The 19,916-nt window shown below is 68.4% G+C and carries 20 protein-coding genes; 10 read left to right on the top strand and 10 right to left on the bottom strand.

Annotated features, from left to right (window positions below; translation table 11 throughout):
• Positions 1–467: 467 nt before the first annotated feature.
• Genes ABIS05_RS00395 through ABIS05_RS00415 form a run of 5 tightly spaced genes read left to right on the top strand, consistent with a single transcriptional unit; the run spans position 468 to position 5,593 of the window.
• On the top strand, positions 468–2,465 hold the full coding sequence (locus ABIS05_RS00395; protein WP_348010410.1) for an ATP-binding cassette domain-containing protein: 1,998 nt from the start codon (positions 468–470) through the stop codon (positions 2,463–2,465).
• Positions 2,466–2,470: 5 nt separating this feature from the next.
• The gene (locus ABIS05_RS00400) at positions 2,471–3,859 is read left to right on the top strand and encodes a TolC family protein (RefSeq protein ID WP_348010411.1); all 1,389 of its coding nucleotides are present in this window, start codon (positions 2,471–2,473) and stop codon (positions 3,857–3,859) included.
• Entirely contained in the window at positions 3,856–4,194 is a 339-nt protein-coding gene (locus ABIS05_RS00405; RefSeq protein WP_348010412.1) for a phosphotyrosine protein phosphatase, read from the top strand. The genes ABIS05_RS00400 and ABIS05_RS00405 overlap by 4 nt, the downstream gene beginning before the upstream one ends.
• Positions 4,195–4,198: 4 nt before the next feature.
• Positions 4,199–4,984, top strand: a complete 786-nt coding sequence (locus ABIS05_RS00410) for a glutaminyl-peptide cyclotransferase (RefSeq protein WP_348010413.1) — start codon at positions 4,199–4,201, stop codon at positions 4,982–4,984.
• A gap of 51 nt (positions 4,985–5,035) precedes the next feature.
• On the top strand, positions 5,036–5,593 hold the full coding sequence (locus ABIS05_RS00415; protein ID WP_348010414.1) for a hypothetical protein: 558 nt from the start codon (positions 5,036–5,038) through the stop codon (positions 5,591–5,593).
• Positions 5,594–5,607: 14 nt separating this feature from the next.
• On the opposite strand, the gene ABIS05_RS00420 is transcribed toward ABIS05_RS00415, so the two are convergent.
• Genes ABIS05_RS00420 through ABIS05_RS00430 form a run of 3 tightly spaced genes read right to left on the bottom strand, consistent with a single transcriptional unit; the run spans position 5,608 to position 7,694 of the window.
• Positions 5,608–6,069, bottom strand: coding sequence for a nuclear transport factor 2 family protein (locus tag ABIS05_RS00420; RefSeq protein WP_348010415.1), 462 nt, complete (start codon positions 6,067–6,069; stop codon positions 5,608–5,610).
• A 58-nt stretch (positions 6,070–6,127) separates the two neighbouring features.
• Positions 6,128–6,511, bottom strand: a complete 384-nt coding sequence (locus ABIS05_RS00425; RefSeq protein WP_348010416.1) for a GFA family protein — start codon at positions 6,509–6,511, stop codon at positions 6,128–6,130.
• 4 nt (positions 6,512–6,515) lie between these two features.
• Entirely contained in the window at positions 6,516–7,694 is a 1,179-nt protein-coding gene (locus ABIS05_RS00430; RefSeq protein WP_348010417.1) for an acyl-CoA dehydrogenase, read from the bottom strand.
• A 179-nt stretch (positions 7,695–7,873) separates the two neighbouring features.
• Here ABIS05_RS00430 and ABIS05_RS00435 point away from each other — a divergent pair, with 179 nt between their 5' ends.
• Positions 7,874–8,965 (top strand): PEP-CTERM sorting domain-containing protein, encoded by a 1,092-nt coding sequence (locus ABIS05_RS00435; RefSeq protein WP_348010418.1) that lies wholly within the window; start codon positions 7,874–7,876, stop codon positions 8,963–8,965.
• Here ABIS05_RS00435 and ABIS05_RS00440 read toward each other — a convergent pair.
• Entirely contained in the window at positions 8,947–11,784 is a 2,838-nt protein-coding gene (locus tag ABIS05_RS00440) for a diguanylate cyclase (protein ID WP_348010419.1), read from the bottom strand. The two genes, ABIS05_RS00435 and ABIS05_RS00440, sit on opposite strands and share 19 nt — an antisense overlap.
• 465 nt (positions 11,785–12,249) lie before the next feature.
• Here ABIS05_RS00440 and ABIS05_RS00445 point away from each other — a divergent pair, with 465 nt between their 5' ends.
• Positions 12,250–13,026 carry a GH12 family glycosyl hydrolase domain-containing protein gene (locus ABIS05_RS00445; RefSeq protein ID WP_348010420.1) on the top strand — a complete coding sequence of 259 codons (777 nt, stop codon included), beginning with the start codon at positions 12,250–12,252 and terminating at the stop codon, positions 13,024–13,026.
• Positions 13,027–13,087: 61 nt separating this feature from the next.
• Here the strand turns inward: ABIS05_RS00445 and ABIS05_RS00450 are convergent, their stop codons facing one another.
• On the bottom strand, positions 13,088–13,738 hold the full coding sequence (locus ABIS05_RS00450; protein ID WP_348010421.1) for a glutathione S-transferase family protein: 651 nt from the start codon (positions 13,736–13,738) through the stop codon (positions 13,088–13,090).
• 278 nt (positions 13,739–14,016) lie between these two features.
• Here ABIS05_RS00450 and ABIS05_RS00455 point away from each other — a divergent pair, with 278 nt between their 5' ends.
• Positions 14,017–15,150 (top strand): ABC transporter substrate-binding protein, encoded by a 1,134-nt coding sequence (locus tag ABIS05_RS00455; protein ID WP_348010422.1) that lies wholly within the window; start codon positions 14,017–14,019, stop codon positions 15,148–15,150.
• Between the two features lie 134 nt (positions 15,151–15,284).
• On the opposite strand, the gene ABIS05_RS00460 is transcribed toward ABIS05_RS00455, so the two are convergent.
• From ABIS05_RS00460 to ABIS05_RS00470, 3 genes are read right to left on the bottom strand one after another with little or no spacing between them, the layout of a single operon-like run.
• Positions 15,285–15,677, bottom strand: coding sequence for a nuclear transport factor 2 family protein (locus ABIS05_RS00460; RefSeq protein WP_348010423.1), 393 nt, complete (start codon positions 15,675–15,677; stop codon positions 15,285–15,287).
• A 13-nt stretch (positions 15,678–15,690) separates the two neighbouring features.
• Positions 15,691–16,386, bottom strand: coding sequence for a DsbA family protein (locus ABIS05_RS00465; RefSeq protein WP_348010424.1), 696 nt, complete (start codon positions 16,384–16,386; stop codon positions 15,691–15,693).
• A gap of 54 nt (positions 16,387–16,440) precedes the next feature.
• Positions 16,441–17,277, bottom strand: a complete 837-nt coding sequence (locus ABIS05_RS00470; protein WP_407074845.1) for an MBL fold metallo-hydrolase — start codon at positions 17,275–17,277, stop codon at positions 16,441–16,443.
• Between the two features lie 170 nt (positions 17,278–17,447).
• Between ABIS05_RS00470 and ABIS05_RS00475 the strand changes: the two genes are divergently transcribed.
• Positions 17,448–18,368: a LysR family transcriptional regulator gene (locus ABIS05_RS00475; RefSeq protein ID WP_348010426.1), complete on the top strand. Its 921-nt coding sequence runs from the start codon at positions 17,448–17,450 to the stop codon at positions 18,366–18,368.
• 15 nt (positions 18,369–18,383) lie between these two features.
• On the top strand, positions 18,384–18,710 hold the full coding sequence (locus tag ABIS05_RS00480; protein WP_348010427.1) for a hypothetical protein: 327 nt from the start codon (positions 18,384–18,386) through the stop codon (positions 18,708–18,710).
• A gap of 23 nt (positions 18,711–18,733) precedes the next feature.
• Here the strand turns inward: ABIS05_RS00480 and ABIS05_RS00485 are convergent, their stop codons facing one another.
• On the bottom strand, positions 18,734–19,147 hold the full coding sequence (locus ABIS05_RS00485; RefSeq protein ID WP_348010428.1) for a globin domain-containing protein: 414 nt from the start codon (positions 19,145–19,147) through the stop codon (positions 18,734–18,736).
• Complete coding sequence (locus ABIS05_RS00490) at positions 19,134–19,874, bottom strand: hypothetical protein (RefSeq protein WP_348010429.1); 741 nt, start codon at positions 19,872–19,874, stop codon at positions 19,134–19,136. Before ABIS05_RS00490 ends, ABIS05_RS00485 begins: the two co-directional genes overlap by 14 nt.
• Positions 19,875–19,916: the final 42 nt, after the last annotated feature.

A 19,916-nucleotide genomic window follows, 5' to 3' on the forward strand; every position in this document is an offset into this window, starting at 1 on the left:
ACCCGGGGCCGCGCCGAACTCACTTCGCTACGCTGCGTTCAAACAGGCGGCGCGAAGTCAGAGCTTGAGGCTCGCTGCGCTCGCGCCCCGGGCTCCTGCGCTTCTCGGCTCCTCCAAAGGGGGGTGAAAGAACAGCCGAACAGCCAAACCCGAAAGCCGTTCGCCACGAGGTATTTTTGTATGCCCCCTTTTAGCCCCGCCGAGCAGCGGAAGGCCTTGAGGGCGTGCGCGCAGCGCACTTCAAGATCTGACTCCGCGCAACTGTTTGACCGCAGCGTAGCGAAGGGAGTTTTGCGTGGGCCCTCAAGGACTGAGCAGCGCAGGGAACCCCGAAGGGGCGGGGCGGCCAGGGGGGAGCTTTTTGCTTACTTTTTGGCGGCCCAAAAAGTGAGTCGCCCGCCGGGGCGAACTCCCGGCACCGATCTCGGCATCAAGCAACTCTCCGCTAAAGAACCGGAGCGGTCGCCATGCCTCTGATCGAACTCAAAGACGTCGCCCGCCACTACCAACTCGGCGAGATCGACGTCCCCGCGCTGGACGGCGTCAGCCTGGACATCGAGGCCGGCGAGTTCGTTGCCATCATGGGCCAGTCGGGCTCGGGCAAGAGCACCCTGATGAATGTGCTGGGCTGCCTGGACAACCCCACGAGCGGCCGCTTCATCATCGACGGCACCGACGCCGGCACGCTGGGCGCCGACGAGCTGGCCGCGCTGCGCCGCGAGCGCTTCGGCTTCATCTTCCAGCGCTACCACCTGCTGCCCCACCTGGATGCCCGCGCCAACGCGGCGCTGCCGGCCGTGTACGCCGGCGTGGGCGTCAGCGCGCGCGGCGAGCGCGCCCGCGCGCTGCTGGAGCGGCTCGGCCTGGGCGACCGCCTGCATCACCGGCCTAACGAATTGTCTGGTGGCCAGCAGCAGCGCGTGTCCATCGCGCGCGCGCTGATGAACGGCGGCCAGATCATCCTGGCCGACGAGCCGACCGGCGCGCTGGACTCGGCCTCGGGCGCAGAGATGTTGCGCCTGCTCAAGGAGCTGAACGAACGCGGCCACACCATCATCCTGGTCACGCATGATGCCGCCGTAGCCGCGCATGCGCGCCGTGTCATCGAGCTGAAGGACGGCAAGGTCGTGGCCGACAACGGCACGCCCGCCGGCCATGTGGCGCCGGCCGAGTTGCCCAGCGACGCCCCGCCCGTGAAGCAGAGCGCCTGGCCGGCGCGCTGGCTCGTGCAATGGCGCGAGGCCGTGTCCACGGCGCTGCTGGCGCTGCGCAGCAACCGGCTGCGCACGGCGCTGTCCATGCTGGGCATCAGCATCGGCATCGCCTCGGTGGTCAGCATCGTTGCGCTGACGACGGCCGCGCGGGACTCCATCGAGAGCAATGTGGCCAGCATGATGAGCGGCCGCATCCCGGTCTGGAGCGGTAACCCATCGCTGCCGCCGGGCGTGCAGGCCAAGGCCTTCCGGCCCAACGAGATCGACTCGCTGCGCGCGCTGGACGGCGTGCGCGGCATCACGCTGAACCGGCAGATGCAGCTCACCGCCCAGCACCGTTCGCGCGACGCCACCATTCAGGCCGTTGCCGCCGACGCCAACACGCTGAAGGGCCGCAAACTCAAGCTCGTGCAAGGGCGCTACTTCAGCGCGATGGACTTCGAGGGCGACAGCCAGGTGCTGGTGCTGGACGAGAAGGCCCGCGACGCGCTGTTCAAGAAGGGCGAGTCGCCCGTTGGCCAGGTGGTGCTGCTGCAGCTGGGCGGCGGCGCGCCTGTCGGGCAATACACCCCGCCTTCGGCCGCCCTGCCCTTCACCGTCATCGGCGTCGCGGCGGCAGACGGCGGTGCGATCAGCTTCAGCGGCGGCATGAGCCAGCTCTACCTGCCCAACACCACCTTCTCGCGCAAGCTGGACGCACGCGCCGAGGTCTGGAGCTTCGACGTGCAACTGGACACCCGCGTGCCGCCGCAGCAGGTGCGCGAGCACATCATCTACCGCCTGAAAGCCATGCACGGCAGGGAAGACTTCAGCAGCTTCAACGCCGAAGAAGAGTTCCGCAAGTTCCAGCAGATCACCAGCGCGATGGCGGCCGTGTTCGCCGGCGTGGGCGCTATCTCGCTGTTGGTGGGCGGCGTGGGCGTCATGAACATCATGCTGGTGTCGGTGTCCGAGCGCACCCGCGAGATCGGCATCCGCATGGCCGTGGGCGCGCGCCAGGGCGACGTGAGGCTGCAGTTCCTCATCGAGGCGATTGTTCTCTGTTGCCTGGGCGGGCTGGTAGGCGTGGGCTTGAGTTGGCTCGCGGCGCAGGGGCTGAACGCGGTGCAGAAGCAAGTCGTGGTGGTCGTCAGTTGGGCGGCAGTGGGCGTCGCCTTTGCGGTGTCCAGCCTGGTGGGCCTGGTGTTCGGCACGCTGCCCGCGAGGCGCGCGGCGGCGCTGAGCCCGGTGGATGCCTTGGCGCGAGAGTGAGAACGATGAAATCAAGACTGAGCTTGCTGACCCTGGCCGCAACCGTGCTGCTGGCCGGCTGCGCCCATGCCCCCGTGGACAAGGCGCCCGAAGTCGCCCTGCCCACCGCCTGGAGCCTGGCCGGCGGCGACGCCACGCCCGACTGGGCCGGCCTGCTGGACCCGACGCTGGCGGCGCTGCAGGCTCGCGCGCTGGACGCCAACCGCGACATCGCGCTGGCGGCCCAGCGCTGGAAGCGCGCCCAACTGCTGGCCGACCAAAGCGCGCTGCGCTGGGCACCCAGCGCCAGCCTGTCCACCAATGCCAGCCGCCCGCTGGAGACCAAGAGCACGACGCGCAATGTCGACGTCGGCGGCGTCACGATTCCCGTGACGTCCTCCACCGGCGTGAGCCGCAGCTACGGCGCCAACATCGGCGTGGGCTACGAGCTGGACCTGTGGGACCGCCTGGCGCAGACGCAGGCCGCCCAGCGCGCCAACGCCGAGGCCGCGCGCACTGACATCGCCGCCGCGCGCCTGCTCATCCGCAGCCAGGTGGCCGAGGCCTACTGGACGCTGGCCTCACTGCGCGCCCGCCAGCCGCTGGCCGACACCCAGCTCGCCATCACCCGCGAGACGCTGGAGCTGACGCGCGCCCGCGTCCGCGAGGGCAAGCTGCTGCCCATCGAGCTGGACAAGATCGCCGCCACCGTGCAGGCCGCCGAGAACCGCCTGGCCGACCTGGCCGCCGACACGCTGCTGCAGCGCCAGCGCCTGGCCTTGCTGCTGGACGAAGCGCTGCCCGGGCCGGCGCCCGACGCCGCCCTGCCCGCGACCGAACCGCCGCAATGGCGCCTGGCCGAGGCCGCCGACGTGCTGGCCCGCCGCCCCGACGTGCAAAGCGCGCGCCTCGGCGTGGACGCCGCGCTGGCCCGGCTGCGCGCCAGCGAGGCCGAGCGCTACCCGCGCCTGAGCTTCTCCGGCAACATCGGCACGGGCGGCTCGCGGTCCAGCGACTGGCTGTCGCAGCCGCTGGCCTCGCTGGGCGCCAACCTCGTCGTGCCCATGATCGACTGGCAGCGCCTGGCCCTGCAGCGGGACGGCGCCCGCACCGAACTCGACACCGCCGCACTGACGCTGCGCGACACGCTCAACAAGGCCCTGGCCGACATCGAGACCCAGCGCATCGAAGCCGAGCGCCTAGCCCAGCAACTCACCGCCAACAACGGCCGGCTGCGCGAAGCGACCGAGAACGAGCGCCTGGCCATGCTGCGCTATGAAGCCGGCGCGATTGCCCGCGCCGACTGGCTGCAGGCCCGCAGCGCGCTGCTGGACGCCGAGCAGAACCGCATCCAGCTGCGCGCCCAGCAGTGGGTCCGGCAGGCGGCGTTGTTCAAGTCGCTGGGTGGTGCGTGAGCAACAAGCTCAACGTCCTGTTCATCTGCAGCCGCAACCAGTGGCGCAGCCCGACGGCGGAGCAGGTCTTCCGCCGCCACCCGGCGCTGGCCGTGCGCTCGGCGGGTACGGCATCCAGCGCTCGCCGGCAGGTCAGCCACCTCGACCTGGCCTGGGCCGACGTCGTCATCGTCATGGAGAGCAAGCACAAGTCCCGCCTGCTGGCCGAGCACGCGCGCACGCTCATGGACAAGCCGCTGCATGTGCTCGACATCCCGGACGACTACCGCTTCATGGATCCCGAGCTGGTGGACCTGCTCCAGGCTGCCGTGCCGCCGCTGCTTGATTTACGCTGACGGCATGAACTCGACTTTCGTTCCGCGCCGACGCGCGCTGCTCACCGCACTGGCTGGCAGCCTCGCCGCACCGCTGGCTTCGGCTGCTGCCGCCGCACCCGTCCACGGCTTCAAGGTCGTCCACAGCTACCCGCACGACCCCGACGCCTTCACGCAGGGCCTGTTCTTCCACGACGGCTTCCTGTTCGAAGGCACGGGCCTGCGCGGGCGCTCCAGCATCCGCAAGGTCGAGATCGAAACCGGCCGCGTCGTGCAGCAGGTGGCCCTGCCGGGCGAGGTGTTCGGCGAAGGCATCACGCAGTGGGGTGACCGCATCATCGGCCTCACCTGGCAGGAACAGACCGCCTTCGTGCTGGACCTCAAGACCTTCAAGCTCTGGCGCAAGTTCAGCTATCCCGGCGAAGGCTGGGGCCTGACGCACAACGAGCGCGAACTCATCATGAGCGACGGCACGCCCGAGCTGCGCTTCCTGGACCCGCTCACCTTCAAGGAGCTGCGCCGCGTGCGCGTGACGGCCGGCGGCCAGCCAGTGGCCGAACTCAACGAGCTGGAGTGGGTCGAGGGCCAGGTCTTTGCCAACATCTGGCAGACCGACCGGATCGCCCGCATCGACCCCAAGACCGGCCATGTGCTCGGCTGGGTCGACCTGACCGGCCTGCTCCCCGCCAACCAGCGCACCGGCAGCGACGACGTGCTTAACGGCATCGCCTACGACGCCGCGAAGAAGCGCCTGTTCGTCACCGGCAAGCTGTGGCCGCGGTTGTTCGAGATCCAGCTGACCAAGAAATAGCAATAGCCGGCGTCACGAAGCTCGCCCCCTCCAACTCACGCTCAATGACGCATGCCATACAAGCTCTCGAAGCGCAGCCTTGCCGTTTTGACCATCCTTGCAACGCTGGGTACAGGCGCGCAAGCACTCGAACCCAACGCCAAACTCCGCGAGATCGCGGCAGCGGATCAGCAGGACCGGGCCGGCCCCATTGACGGCATCGACAACACAAAGCTGGCCCGTCGAGATGCAGAACGCCGAATCCAGGTCATGCAGTTGCTGGAGCAAGGCGAGGTCCGCGTCGCGGAAGACTACTTCAACGCCGCGATCATCTTCCACCACGGCGAAGCGGTGGAGGATTTCAAGCTTGCTTTCTCACTGACGAGCATCGCTGCCGCGCTTCGTCCCGACCGTCCTGGCCCCAGAGCGGCAGCCTGCTCCGCCTGGGACAGGTTGCTCCTTAGGTCGGGCAAGCCACAGTGGTATGGAACGCAGTTCGAGCCTTCGGCAAAGACAGGGAAGATCGAACTCTCGGTTGTCGATGAAACTGCCGTCACGGATGCGGATCGGAAGGCGTGCGGACTGCCGACGCTGCAAGAGTCGCGCGCCAATGCGGATAAGTTCAAGTAGCCGCGCAGGAACGATCAACGACAAACCTCCGAGCCTTGGTCGAACACGATCTCCCAGCCACCGTCGGCCTTGCGACGCCACACCGACTGGAAGCGCGCGAACACCTTGCCGTCGGGGCTGCTGACGGGGCCGCTGCTCTGCGCGAGTTCGCCGCTGGGCAGCACGAGAACAAGATCCGGGGCCCAGGAGAACGGCGGCGTGGGGCCGTCGAAGAACTTGGCCCAGTTGGCCATCACCGCGTCGGGCCCGTGCTGCGGTGTCTTGCCGTTCAGCCAGATGGTGTCGGGTGCCAGGAAGCGGCGGAAGGCCGCTGCGTCGCGGTCGGCCAGGGTCTTGGCGAAGGCCGTTTCGGTGGCCGTGACCTCGGCCACGCGCTTGGCGATCTCGGCGGGGCTGGGCCAGGCTTGGGCGCTGGCCGGGCCGGCTGCGGCAGGCAGCGTGGCGGCGGCGAGCAGGGCGTTGCGGCGAGTGGTCATTCGGGCTCTCCTCGGTTGCGTGCCGCAGCATGCCCCGCAGCGCGAGGCATGACGCAAGTCACTCGTGAGAGGGCCGGTCCTCGTCGTGCTGCTCGGCACCGGGCACCGGCCGCAGCCAGGGCTCGCGGCGCTTGATCCACAGCTCATAGCTCGGCACTAGCGGCGTGGGCGCTTGGGACAGCAGGCCGAGCTTGATCTCCGCCTCACGCTCATCGACCGAGAACAGCCGCGACCCGCAGCCCGAGCAGAAGTGCCGGCCCTGGAACTCGGCCGTCTCGCCCGTGCGCTCGAACTGCAGCGTGGGCCAGATGCCGTAGAAGGTGAAGGCCGAACCGCTTTCCTTGCGGCAGTCCATGCAGTGGCAGATGCCGACGCGCAGCGGCTCGCCGCGAACGGCCAATTGCACGCGCCCGCAAAGGCATTGGCCCGCGTAGACCGTCATGGCATCAGAACGCCGCGATGCCGGTGATCGCCCGGCCGAGGATCAGCGCATGGATGTCATGCGTGCCCTCGTACGTGTTCACCACTTCGAGATTCACGAGATGCCGCGCGATGCCGAACTCGTCGGAGATGCCGTTGCCGCCCAGCATGTCACGCGCCGTGCGGGCGATGTCCAGGCTCTTGCCGCAGCTGTTGCGCTTCATGATGGACGTGATCTCCACCGCCGCCGTGCCCTCGTCCTTCATGCGGCCCAGGCGCAGGCAGCCTTGCAGGCCGAGCGTGATCTCGGTCTGCATGTCGGCGAGCTTCTTCTGCACCAGTTGGTTGGCCGCCAGCGGCCTGCCGAACTGCTTGCGGTCCATCGTGTACTGGCGGGCCGTGTGCCAGCAGTCCTCGGCCGCGCCCAGGGCGCCCCAAGCGATGCCATACCTTGCCGAGTTCAAGCAGGTAAACGGGCCCTTCAGGCCGCGCACGTCGGGGAAGGCGTTCTCCTCGGGGCAGAACACTTTGTCCATGACGATCTCGCCGGTGATGGACGCACGCAGGCCCACCTTGCCGTGGATGGCCGGGGCGCTCAGGCCCTTGGCGCCCTTGTCCAGCACGAAGCCGCGGATGGCGCCCTCGTCGTCCTTCGCCCAGACGACGAACACGTCGGCGATGGGGCTGTTGGTGATCCACATCTTGGCCCCGGTCAGCTCGTAGCCGCCGTCGACCTTGCGGGCACGCGTGACCATGCTGCCGGGGTCGGAGCCGTGGTCGGGCTCGGTCAGGCCGAAGCAGCCTATCCACTCGCCGCTGGCCAGCTTGGGCAGGTACTTCTGCTTGGTCGCTTCGTTACCAAACTCGTTGATGGGCACCATCACCAGCGACGACTGCACACTCATCATCGAGCGGTAGCCCGAGTCCACGCGCTCCACCTCGCGGGCGGCCAGGCCGTAGCAGACGTAGTTCAGGCCCGCGCCGCCATATTCAGCCGCAATGGTGGTGCCCAGCAGACCCAGATCGCCCATCTCGCGGAAGATGCTTGCGTCGGTCTTCTCGTGGCGGAAGGCCTCCAGCACGCGCGGCTTGAGGCGGTCCTGGCAGTAGGCCGCAGCGGCGTCGCGCACCATGCGTTCGTCGTCGGAAAGCTGCGAGTTCAGCAGTAGCGGGTCGTCCCAGTGGAAGCTTGCCTTGTGGGTCATGCGGTTCTCCTTGTTCATGGGGCATCGGCGGGTGGCCGGCGGAACCGGAGTGTCGCGCAGCGGCTGAGCCCGAGCCCGAGCCCGAGCCCGAGCCCGAGCGGATGATGACCTTGGGATGGCGGTAGCGCGCGATTAGCCGCTGAATGCGCAATCCACCCAGCCATTTGCGGAGACAGCCAATGAAATGCCATTCACCTTCAGAGCCCCGCCCGCCTGCCGGGCGCTGCGACCGGGCGGCACGACTGGCCGCCGGCTGCCTCGTGGCGCTCGGCGGCGCCGGCTCGGCCGCCCCGGCCCTGGCGCAGTCGTCCTTCCTCGCCTACACCACGGTCTGCCAGTCGGAGTGCTTCTCCGGCCCCACGGTCTTCTGGACGCCGCCCGCCGGTGCCACAGGCGACAGTTCGGTGTCGCACGGCTGGTCCTACGTCTCGACGACCAGCGACACCAGCTCTAACTACGCCGTCAGCGCAGCCGCGCAGGCGTCCATCAGCGGCGTCGACCGCTGGTCCGCCAGCAGCAACGCCAGCGGATATTTCAATTCCTCGGGCGCCTTCAACGGCAACGGCGTCGTCGCCTACGGAGTCATCCGGGTGCGCGACGAGTTCACGCTGCAAAGCACGCCCAGCTGGAACGGCCCCGGCTGGCTGCGCCTGTCCTACCGCATCAGCGGCGACGTGGCCCTCACCTATGCCGAGAGCAGCGATGTGTCCGGGCAGACGCTGGGCTCGGCGCAGTCGAGCATCACCTTCGAATGCGGCTCGGCGCGCGTGGGCGGGATCGGCAGCAGCCGGTGCGAATCGCCCGACTTCCCCGCCCCGGCGCCGGGGTCGATGAACCTGATCGGCCACCTCGACTTCAACACCGGCCAGCATGTCGACCGGATCGTCAGCTTCAGCATGCCGGTGTATTCGGACGCGCTCTACGCCTATGGCCTGCAGACCACGGTCAGCTCAAAGCTGATGATGAACGCGACCAACCGCCTCGGCCGCATCGAGGGCAACACGGCCGCCGATTTCTCGCACACCTTCAGCCTGGTCGACGCCGAGCTGTTCGATGCAGGCCTGAATCCCGTCTCGCAATGGTCGATCCGGGCGGCCAGCGGGCTGGACTACGCCAATCTGGCCGCCGTCCCCGAGCCCGGCACGGCCACCTTGCTGGCCCTGGGCATCGGCCTGGTCGGCTGGCGGCTGAGGCGCCAAAGGGGCACCCGTCAAATTGGCGCTGCGGTCTGCCGCCCAAGTCATTCCATGGCCTACGCCCAAGCCACCTGATCGCGACCGTTGCGCTTCGCCCGGTAGAGCGCCGCGTCGGCCAGGGCGACGAACTGGTCGGCATTGACCTCCATGCCGGGCTTCAGCGTGATGGCACCAACGGAGCATGTCACGCGACCCGCCTGCGGCATGGGCTCGGCGGAAATCACCGCGTGAAGAGCCTGCACCCGCAGCGCATCGGCCGGGTTTGCCGCATCAAGGCCGGGCAGCACGATGAGGAACTCCTCGCCGCCGAAGCGACCCACGGCGTCGTAGGGCCGAACGGTTGCGGTCAGGCGCTTCACGAACTCGCACAGCACGGCATCCCCCGCCGGATGGCCGAAGCTGTCGTTGATGCGCTTGAAGTGGTCGATGTCTGCCATCAGCAGCGTCAGCGGCAGGCGCTCGCGCTGGGCCCGGCCCAGTTCGCGCTCCAGGATGTCCATCACGGCGCGCCGGTTCCAGGCGCCCGTCAGGGCGTCGCGCGTGGCCAGCTCCAGCAACTGCTCGCGCGAGGCTTCCAGCTCCTGCGTGCGCCGCCGCACCAGCACCTCCAGCGCTGCGGCATGGCGCGTGACGCGGCGCACCTGCCACCGGTGCGCAAGCCAGCCCGCTACGAAGACACCCAAGACCGCCACCGCGTAGGCCTGCGGCGTGCGCCACCAAGGCGGCTCGATCTCGAAACCGAAACCGCTGACGGGCGAGGCGACGCCCAGCTCCCGGTCGACCAGCCGCGCCTCGAATCGATAGGCGCCGGGCGGCAGGCCGGTCAGGCGCACGGCGTCCGCCGGTGCCGCTGCCCAACGGTCATCGAAACCGGTCACGCGGTATTCGATGCGCATGGCACTGCGCATGCGGTAGACCGGAGCGGACAGCGGCACTTCGATGGCATCGTGTGTCCATGGGAAAGACAGGCTGTTTTCGCCTGCAGGCAGCGGCAAGGTGAGTGCGCCGCTGCGCACCTCCTCCAGCCGGACCTTGCCACGTATCGGTTCGAACAGCGCATCCGGCGCCAGCATGTGCGAGGCACCGCGGCTGGTGCCGACCCAGATGCTGCCGTCGATGTCTTCGTACAGGCCACCGCCCGAGGTGTCGCTCCAGATCAGGCCGGCCTGTTGGTCGAGCCAGCGCCAGTGCTGGCCGTTGAACACGGCCACGCCGGCATCGGTGGTTACCCACCACCAGCCGCGCCGATCTTCCAGCAGGGCCATCACCTGCCGGCCCTGCAACAAAGGCGGCGTGACGTTGGTTCGTTGGAATCGATCACCTTCGGGCTTGAGCCGGTGGATGCCGTTGTATCCGCTGGTCACCAGCAGGCCGCCGTCGTGCAGGCAGGCGAGGCTGGAAACCCCACCGTCCCCAGTATCGACCGATGCCCAGCGTCCCTCCCGTTGGCCCCGCAGCCCCCACGAGCCGCCGACCCATAGCCGGCCGTCGCGTCCGCCACAGGCCAGGCCGAACCCGCCCTTGCCCACCACGGCCTCGTCCATCCGCCGCGGCGGGTTGCCCACACGGCCGGGCTGCCAGCTGTACAGCTGATGCAGGCCGACGATGAGCGGCTCCAGCGGCGCATCAGGCAGCAAGCCCATGACCGCCTCGCCCTCGCCGATGGCAGCCTCGACCTTGCCGCGCCCGACCGGCGAGCCGGCATAACGGACCACCTGCCCGCCCCAGGTGCCTGCCCATAGCGACCCTTGTGCATCGACGGCCAGTGCAACGATGTCCACCGTGCCGGAGGCGTTCGACGCCAAGGCGCGAAACCTGCGCGCGTGTGGGTCCAGCACGGCCACACCCTTGCCGGTGCCGGCATACAAGGGCTGCCCTGCGTCGGGCCCCGCACGAACAAAGCGCCACACGATATCGGACGGCAGGCCATCGCGTTCCGACCAGTTTTCCCACTGGCCGTAGCCTCGCCATTGCATCAGGCCAGCACCCGTGGCACCCAGCCACAGGCCGCCTTCGCGGTCGCTGACCAGGGCCGCCAGCCGCCCAGGGAAAGTCAGGCCCGAGGCCACACCGAAACGCTCCCAGTGCTGGCCATCCCAGCGCAGCAAGGCCCCGCGTGTGGCAGTCAGGATGCGCCCCTGCGCATCTTCAACCAGCGGATAGTGACCTGCCTCGTCCGACCCGAAGCCGGCACCAGCGTGCTGCACGAAGCGGTCAGCGTCGGGTGCAAGCTGCAACAAGTGCTGGCCACCACGGGCCCACAGCGAACCGTCACTGCCTCGTATCAGCCAATCCCAGGGGGATGCCGGCACGCCGCGTTCGGTGCCGAAACGCTCCACCCGCCCATCGCGCAGCCGGCACAAGGCCTTCTTGCAACCGAACCAGAGCTTGCCGTCGGGCAGCGCCACCAGGCCGTCCACATCCTGCAGCTCGGGCTGCCCGGCATCGTCCGCCTGTGCGCGGGCCGCATGCCAGCCGGCACCATGGGCAAGCGGCGTGACCTTGTGCAGCCCGCTCTTGGCGGCCACCCACAAGCTTCCGTCATGTGCCGGTGCCAGGGCGCCCGGCCCAAGGATCGCCAGGGGCTTGCCATCCGCCAAGGGGACGGAAACCAGCTTGCCGCGGTGCCAGCGCCACAGCCCTTCATCCGTGCCGACCCACAGCCCGTCGGCCTGCGGCGCCAGCGCGTTGATCCATGACAGCCCCTGCCCCGCGCCGATGCGCCGGAAGTGGACGCCATCGAAGCGATAGAGGCCGTTCTCGGTGCCAACCCAAAGAAAACCTTCGGCATCCTGCACCGCCGCACGGACTCCCAGGCTTTCCAGCCCATCGGCAGGCCCGAACTCGCGCAAGGAAGCCTGCTCGGCACGCAAGGGGGCAGCGACAGCCAGCATCACAAGCAGGATCGGCCACAGGGCCCAGCAGCGCACGGTCCTCAGCTTTTCCCCCTGGCCTGATGCAATTGCGGCGCAGCGTACTGCACGCAACGGGCCCGTCACGGTGCGCCTGATTGCGAACTACGCGACTCACGGGATCTCTTCACGCGGATGCCCGCCGATCCGGAACTCTCCTGCGCCACCACCCGCTGCAAGCACCCACCCAGGTTCACGCTCGCGCAGGCCGTCATGCCGCTGCTGAGCGAGCACAGGTCCCGCTGCTGGCGCCGCCCACCGGCGCGATGGCGCCCTTCATCGACGCCCGACCCGGCCGCTGAGGCGCGACAGCTCGTTTCATATGGCCGGGTAAGCCCGATGGTCGAACTAAATGTTCAGCGCTCGAATTAATTCGCCCCTGACAACGTTGCCACGCACAAAGGTCACGGTCGCGGGCGATCACGACTTCAACCACAACGGAGACCTATGAAATCAACTCACCGCGCGTTGGGCGCTGCCGCTTTTGTCGCCATGGCCCTCGCCGCCCCCGGCGTTCAGGCCGCCACCTGGGGCGCTTCCTCGCCGGCCACGGCATCGTGCTCGGCCAGCAATCTCTTCGCCTCCTGGACCTACGGAAGATACGGCTTCAACAACGACGTCTGGTCGCCGTGCAGTGGCGTGGCCGCAGGTGCACAGACGATCTGGGCCAACACGAACAGCGACTGGGGTGTTTGGTCCGACCAGCCCAATACCGGCGGGATCAAGTCGTACCCGCACATCTCCTACACCGTCAACCGCACCATCAGCTCGCTGTCGCAGCTGTCGTCGACGATCTCGGCAGTCACGCCCTCAGGCGGAGCTTGGGCATCCACCTTCGACGTCTGGGTGGGCAACAACGCCCACGAGATCATGCTGTGGCTCAACTACACCGGCACGGCCGGTGGCTGCGGCAACGTCAAGCCCATCTCCTACAACTGGACCGCACAGGGATGTGCCATCCCCGTCTACACCAACGTGAACGTGGGCGGTTCCACCTGGAATGTCTACCGCGGCACCAACGGCGCCAACATGGTCTATTCCTTCCTGCGCACGTCGAAGACGAACAACACGACCATCGACGTGCTGGCCATCCTCAACTACCTGAAGAACCGCGGCTGGATGGCCGACCTGGTCGTGGGTGACGTGCAGTACGGCTTCGAGATCACGTCGTCGTCCGGCGGCATGAACTTCGGGTCGAAGAACTTCTCCGTCACGGCGAAGTAGTCACGGCACTGCGGGCCTGCCGGCCCGCAGTGCTAGGTGAACGTCATGCGCAAGGTCACAGTCACGCTGGCGCCTTGTTGTCCTCAAAGACTTTTCGCTGGGCCGCAAAGGCGCGCTGAAAGGCGGGCCGCGCTTGGCCGCGGGCGACGAAGGCGCAAAGGTTCGGGAACTCGTCCACAAGCTCGCCCTCCAGCCGGAGCAGCACCTCGATCATCAACAGATCGCCCGCACTGAATGAGCCGTCGAGCCATTCGGCGTCGCCCAGCCGGGTCGACAAGCTGCTCAACCGGCTTCGCACACGCTCATCGAGGCCGCGCATGCGCTCCTGATGCCAGGTCTTGTCCTGCTCGAAAAACAGCGCCATTTCGCGCTCGACGATCGGCGGTTCGACCGTATTGAGCGCGGCGAACATCCAAGCAATGGCGCGGCGCCGGGCATCGGCGTCATGTGGCAACAGGCCGGCGCGGCTGTCGGCGATGTGCAAGACGATCGCACCCGATTCGAACAGCACCAGATCGCCTTCCTCGTAGGTCGGAATGGACCCGAAAGGATGGAGCGCAAGATGCGCGGCCTCCTTCAATGCGGCCATGGACAGGAGGCGAACGTGGTAGGGCTGCCCAACCTCTTCAAGCGCCCAGCGGACGCGCATGTCACGCGCCAGCCCCTTGCCTTCATCAGGCGAGTCCTCAAAAGCAGTGATGGTCGGGTTCACGTTGATGTCTCCAGCCAAACAGTGTGTGGGCGGCGTGACTTCATGATCGAACTCCATGGGTTGGACGTGCTCCAGCCCGGCTGAGGCAATTGGTGCGCCTGCGCCTGTATGGCGGGCGCCGAGCCCTTGCGCTGTGCTGCCTCCGATCTCGACATACGCACTATCCACATCACGCCGATGCGCTGCGCCCGGCCCGGCTATGCTTGAATTGCAACCCGCGCGTGGGCTGCCCTGAGCACCCAGAGCTCGCCGCAGCTTGGTGCAGTAGGAGACAGCACATGACGTCATTTCGGCAGCGGGCCAGCCGCCTCTTCACCGTCGCTTTCACGGCGGCCGCGTTGGCCGCTCTGGCAGCCCCATCGGCCCGGGCGGACATCACCATCGGCCAGACCGCCGGCTACACCGGCACGGTCGCGGCCAGCGTGAAGGAGGCGACGCAGGGCGCCAAGCTCTACTTCGACATCGTCAACGCCGGCGGCGGCGTCAATGGCCAGAAGATCACGCTGGTGTCGCTGGACGACAAGTTCGACGCCAAGCTGGCTGTGACCAACGCCAAGGCACTGATCGACCAGGGCGTGATCGCCCTCTTCCTGAACCGCGGCACGCCGCTGACGCAGGCGATCATGCCGCTGCTGACCGAGCACAGGATCCCGCTCGTGGCGCCGTCTACCGGCGCGATGGCGCTGCACAAGCCCGTGCACCCCTGGCTGTTCAACGTGCGCGCCACCTACCAGCGCGAGGCGGAGCGGACCATCGAGCATCTGAGCCTGATCGGTGTCGAGCGCATCGCCATCCTGCAGGTGGACGACTCCTTTGGCGAAGACGCCGTGGTGGGCGCGTTGCACGGGCTGTCCAAGGTCAACAAGGTGGCCGTGGCCCACGAGAAGTACGACCGTGCCACGCCCGACTTCGGCCCACTGGTGCCCAAGCTGCTGGCCAGTCAGCCGCAGGCGGTGCTGTTCATCGGCTCGGGCACGGCCGTCGTGCAGGGCATGAAGGCCGTACGGGCGGCCGGCTCGACGGCGCAGCTGGTGACCCTGTCGAACAACGCGTCGGCCGGCTTCATCAAGGGCCTGGGCGACATCGCCTACGGCGTCATCGTCAGCCAGGTGTTCCCCTACGAGCGCTCGATTGCCAAGCCCGTCATCAAGGAGGCGCTGGAGGCGGCGCAGAAGGCCGGTATTGAGCTGACGCCCACCACGGTGGAGGGCTACGTGTCGGCCAAGGTGCTGGTGGAGGGTCTGAAGCACGCCGGCAAGCAGCCCACGCGCCAGAGCCTGCGCGATGCGCTAGAGAACATGGGCCACTTCGACCTGGGCGGCATCGAGCTGGGCTACAGCGCCAAGGACCACACCGGCCTGGACTATGTAGACCTGGCCATCATTGACCAGTCAGGCAAGTTCCGTCGCTGAACGCTGGGCCAGTTCAGCGGCGCTGCCCGTTGAGCACGCCGCCCCGGCTGGACAGCAGGCGGCCGGACGGATCCCCCACAGCCAACCTCATTGGCGACGATCCTCTGCGACAGCGTCTGCGCCGCCCGCCCCACTCAAGCCTGCATCGCCCTCGCCACCAGCAAGGTGTCGGTGAACTGCTCGAACGCCACGACCTGCCCGCCGGACAGCTGCCACACATGCGCCACGCGCGCCTGCATGGCTCTGCCGGTGGCGCGACAGCGACCGCTGTAGCTGCCGATGCCCACCAGTTGCTCGCCACCGTCAATGATCCGCTCCAGCGTGAAGCGGTAGTCGTCCCAGTCGCGAGCCAGCACCTCGAAGACATGGCGCGTGACCTGCTCGGGGCCTATCCAGGTGCCAGCGCAGGGAAAGCCGGCCATCTCGGTCCAGGCGACGTCAGCGGCGACGTCGGCCATCATGGCGGCGAGGTCTCCCCGGGCCGACGCGGCGTAGTGGTCGGTCACGATCTGCAGGTTGGTTTTCATGGGCAGCTCCACCTCACAGCGCGCAGCCGTCGGCATCGCACAGCGCTGGCGAGGCGCCGGCTGTGGCAGGCAACTGGGCGAGCAGGCCGTCAAGCGCGGCGACAAAGGCCTCGGGGCGCCCCAGGTAGGCCGACGCATCCACCCGTTGCAGGCCGGTTGGCCCTTCCAGCACAAAACTGGGAAAGCCCTGTGCGCCCGACGCGGCCATGAAGGCGCGGGTCTGCTGCACATGGGCCTGCACCGGGCCGGCGCTCTGGCGGTCGAGCTCGTCGGCAAAGGCGGGTTGGGGCAGGCCGATGCCGCAGGCCAGCTCGACCAGCACGGCGCGGTCGGCGATGCGCAGGCCCAGCACGTAGTGGGCCGTTTGCAGTTGGGCGAGCATGTCCAGCCCGCGGCCGCCCAGGGCCTCGGCGGCGAGGATGGCTGCGGTGGGCGGCTCGGAGTCGAACACGGCGAGCGGGTCGCGCAGCAGGCCGTCGCGGTAGGCGGCGCCGAAGGGCTGGCCGCTGAGCTGGGCGATGCGCTCGTCATGCGGCGCCACGAAGGCGCGCAGCTCGGGCGTGACGCGCTGGCGCCGTGCGCCGGTCATCATGCCGCCGGCGTGCAGGCGCACCGGCAGCGCCGCGCGGGCTGCGTGCACCAGCGGCGCAGCGCCCCAGCACCAGCCGCACAGCGGGTCGTAGACGTAGTGGAGGAGGGTGTTGTTCATGCGGGGCTCGGCAGGTTGGCTTGCAGGAGTGGCGCCGGGCGGCGCCACCGTCGTTCACCAGGCCATTTCGCCCTTGGCGACCTTGGCACCAATGTCCAGCGACAGGCCCGGGGGCAGTTGCGGGTAGGCCTTCTTCATGGCGTCGATCAGCTCGGCGCCGGTCTTGGCTTTGGGGGTCTCGGCCTCGAAGCGACGCAGGTAGTCGCGGGTGAAGCGCACGCTGCTGACGTCCAGCGCGGTGCCGGCGGCCATGTGGCCGGGCACGACGGTGGTGGGCTGCAACGCCTCGATCTCGTCCAGCTGGGCGAACCAGGCCTGGCGCTCCGAGGGCTTTTGGGTGTCGGCCGTCCAGACGTGCAGGCCGCCGAAGATGGCGATATTGCCGACGACGGCCTTGATCGACGGGATCCACATGTAGGGCCGGTGGGCCAGTTCGCCGGTGGTGCCGCGCACTTCGACGGCCTGGCCGTCCACCGTCAGGCTGGTGCCCTGCAGCGCCTCGGGCACGATGGGCTGCACGGGCGCATTGGCGCCCATCTTGGGGCCCCAGAAGGCGAGCTTGGCCGCCAGCTTGGCCTGGATCTTGTCGCGCACGGCCGGCGTGGTCAGCACGCGGGCCTGGGGGAAGAGGCTCTTGAGCGTCTCGGCGCCGAAGTAGAAGTCCGGGTCGGCATTGCTGATGAAGATGGTCTTCAGCGTCTTGCCGCTGTCCAGCACGTTGGCGGCCACGCGCAGCGCGTCGGCGCGGGTGAAGCCGGTGTCAATGACGAGGGCCTCGGTCTTGCCGCTGACGACCACGGCATTGACGTTGAAGCTGTTGCCGTCGCCGTTGTAGACCTTGAGGGTCAACGGCGCGGCAGTTTCGGACTGGGCGCCGCCGGCGGCGACCATGCCGAGCGCCAGGGCGGGCAACAGGCGGCGGGCGAGGTGAGTGAGGGTGAACATGAGCGTCTCCGGTGGGTGGGCAGGGTGTGGGGTGAACTCTAGGTTTTGCGTTATGGTTGATAAAGCCCGTTCCAGTTGACGGTTTATTTCCTCAATCGACGCAATACCTCGAAGCCATGGACCGACTGACCGCCGTGCAGGTGTTTGTGGAAGTGGCCGACCGGGGCAGCCTGACTCAGGCGGCGGAGCGGCTGGAGATGTCCACCGCCATGGTGAGCCGCTATCTGGCGGCGGCCGAGGGCTGGTTCGGCGCGCGGCTGCTACACCGCACGACGCGCCGGCTCAGCCTGACGGACGCCGGCACGGCCGCCCTGCCCGCCTGCCGGCAGCTGCTGGACCTGGCGCTGGAGACCCAGCACCTGGCGGGCGAGGGCAGCCGTGAGCCGTCGGGCGTGTTGCGGCTCGCGGCGTCGGGTTCATTCGCCGATGCGCATCTCACGGCGGCGCTGGTGGACTTCCAGCAGCTGCACTCGCAGGTGGAGGTGATGCTGTCGGTAGCCGACAAGGCCACCGATCTCGTGACCGAGCGAGTCGACTTGGCCGTTCGCATCACCAACAACCTGGACCCCGCCGTGATTGCACGCCCGCTGGCGCGCTGCCGCTCGGTGCTGTGCGCGTCGCCCGCGTATCTGCAGCGCCACGGCACACCGCGCACGGCCGAGGACCTGCTGCGCCATCGCTGCGTGGCGCATGCCTTCGGCATCGGCCGACAGTACCGCTTCACACGGGCGGGCGAGTCGATCGCGGTACCGGTGGACTGGTGCTTTCACACCAATGAGACGGCGGTGCTGCGGCGCGCCGTGCTGGCCGGCGCCGGCGTGGGCATGCTGCCCACCTACTACCTGGGTGATGATCTGCGCGCCGGCCGGCTCGTGCCGCTGCTGCCCGAGCATGAGCCCGAAGTGCTGGGCATTCATGCGCTGTATCTGTCGCGCCAGCACCAGCCGCTGGCGCTGCGGCTGCTGGTGGACTTTCTCGCCGCCCGGTTTGCAGGCGAGCCCTGGGACCAGGCTCCGCCCGCCGCCACCGAAGGCTGACAAAGAGGAACCGCCATGAACGACAAATTGCTGGACGTGCTGGCGCTGCTGCGCGCAGGCCATTGGACAAAGGCCCACGACGCGGTGCAGCTGCACGACTCGCCGGAGGCGGCCTGGCTGCATGCACTGGTGCATGTGCAGGAAGGCGACCTGGAGGATGCCGAGTACTGGTACGGCAAGGCAGGCCGCGCCTTCCGCGGCCGACTCAGCCTCGACGAAGAGCTGAACCTGCTGGAGCGCGACCTGCGCGGCATCGAGCTGGGCTACAGCGCCAAGGACCACAGCGGCCTGGACTACGTGGCCCCGGCCATCATTGACCAGTCGGGCAAGTTCCGGCGCTGAACCGGCACCGGACCGGCTGTCGCTTAGGCCGCCACGGTCGATGGCGCCTGCATCGTGCGACTGACGTGCCCATACAGAGCAGCCCACGCCAAGCGGTGGTCAGCCGTGAACGCCGGGCCCAGCGCCGCAGCCAGGGTGTCCAACAAGGCGCCGCCAACCACTTCGTAATGCCCCGGCTGCACGCCGTAGCCGACATGGCGGCGGCCCAGCTCCACGAGCACGCCGTTGAGCTTGTCCATGTCGTCCAGCAAACCCACCGCCGCGCCGATCATGGCCATCAGGCGTGCGCCCTGCTGAGCCATGTCGCCGCGGAACAGGGTGGCCACGCTGGGCGCGCGCTCGAACACGCGGTCATAGAACTGCGCGGCGGCTTGGTCGGCCACGGGCGCCACCCAGGCATGGCTTTCGCGCACCAGCGCGATGTCACGGGCGTTCATGGCGCGCGCGCTGCTGCTGACGGCGCAGCATCAGGCCAAGGCCCAGCGAAGCCAGCAACAGGCTGGACGGCTCAGGGAGGCGGTTGGGCGGCACCGCGCCACCACCACCACCACCACCACCACCACCACCACCACCGCCGCCGCCACCGCCACCGCCACCGCCGCCACCCACGCAGCCGCTGCCACAGGCCAGCGTGTCCATATGCCCTTGCAGCGCGCCGGCGCCGGTTTCCCAGCGCAACCCGCTGGTGCTGAAGGCGGCCAGTGTCAAACCACCGGCGGGCAAGGGCATGACATCGCTACCGAACACCAGGCCGCCCAGGTCGGTGAAAGTCATGCTGATCGATTGCGAAGCGTCCTGCGCCAGCAGGCCCCATTGGTCGGTGCCCAGCAGGTCATTGCTGACCAGCACGTGGAAGCTGTCGCTCAAGGTGAACGCCGCACCGCCGTCGAAGGCCAGCGTCAGGCCCCAGGGTGCGCCGCTGTGGGCATAGGCCCCGGTGCTGGGGTCGGCGATGGCGTCGGTGGCGGCGCTGTCGAAGGTGAAGCTGCCGGTGAAGCTGCCGTAGCCCCGGTTGGCTTCGTCGTCATCGACCACGCCGGTGAAGGCGTAGGTCACGGGCGCTGCGTTGACGGCCGACGGGGCGGCGGTGCCGAGACCGACCAGGGCCGCCGCCGCGCAAAACATGGCGGCGTGGCGGGTGAAGACGGGGATGGTCGAGATCATGGATAGCTCCAGGTTGAAGACAGGCAGTCCGAGCGCGTGGCG

This window comes from Roseateles sp. (genome assembly GCF_039929605.1).
Classification (GTDB): domain Bacteria; phylum Pseudomonadota; class Gammaproteobacteria; order Burkholderiales; family Burkholderiaceae_C; genus Pelomonas.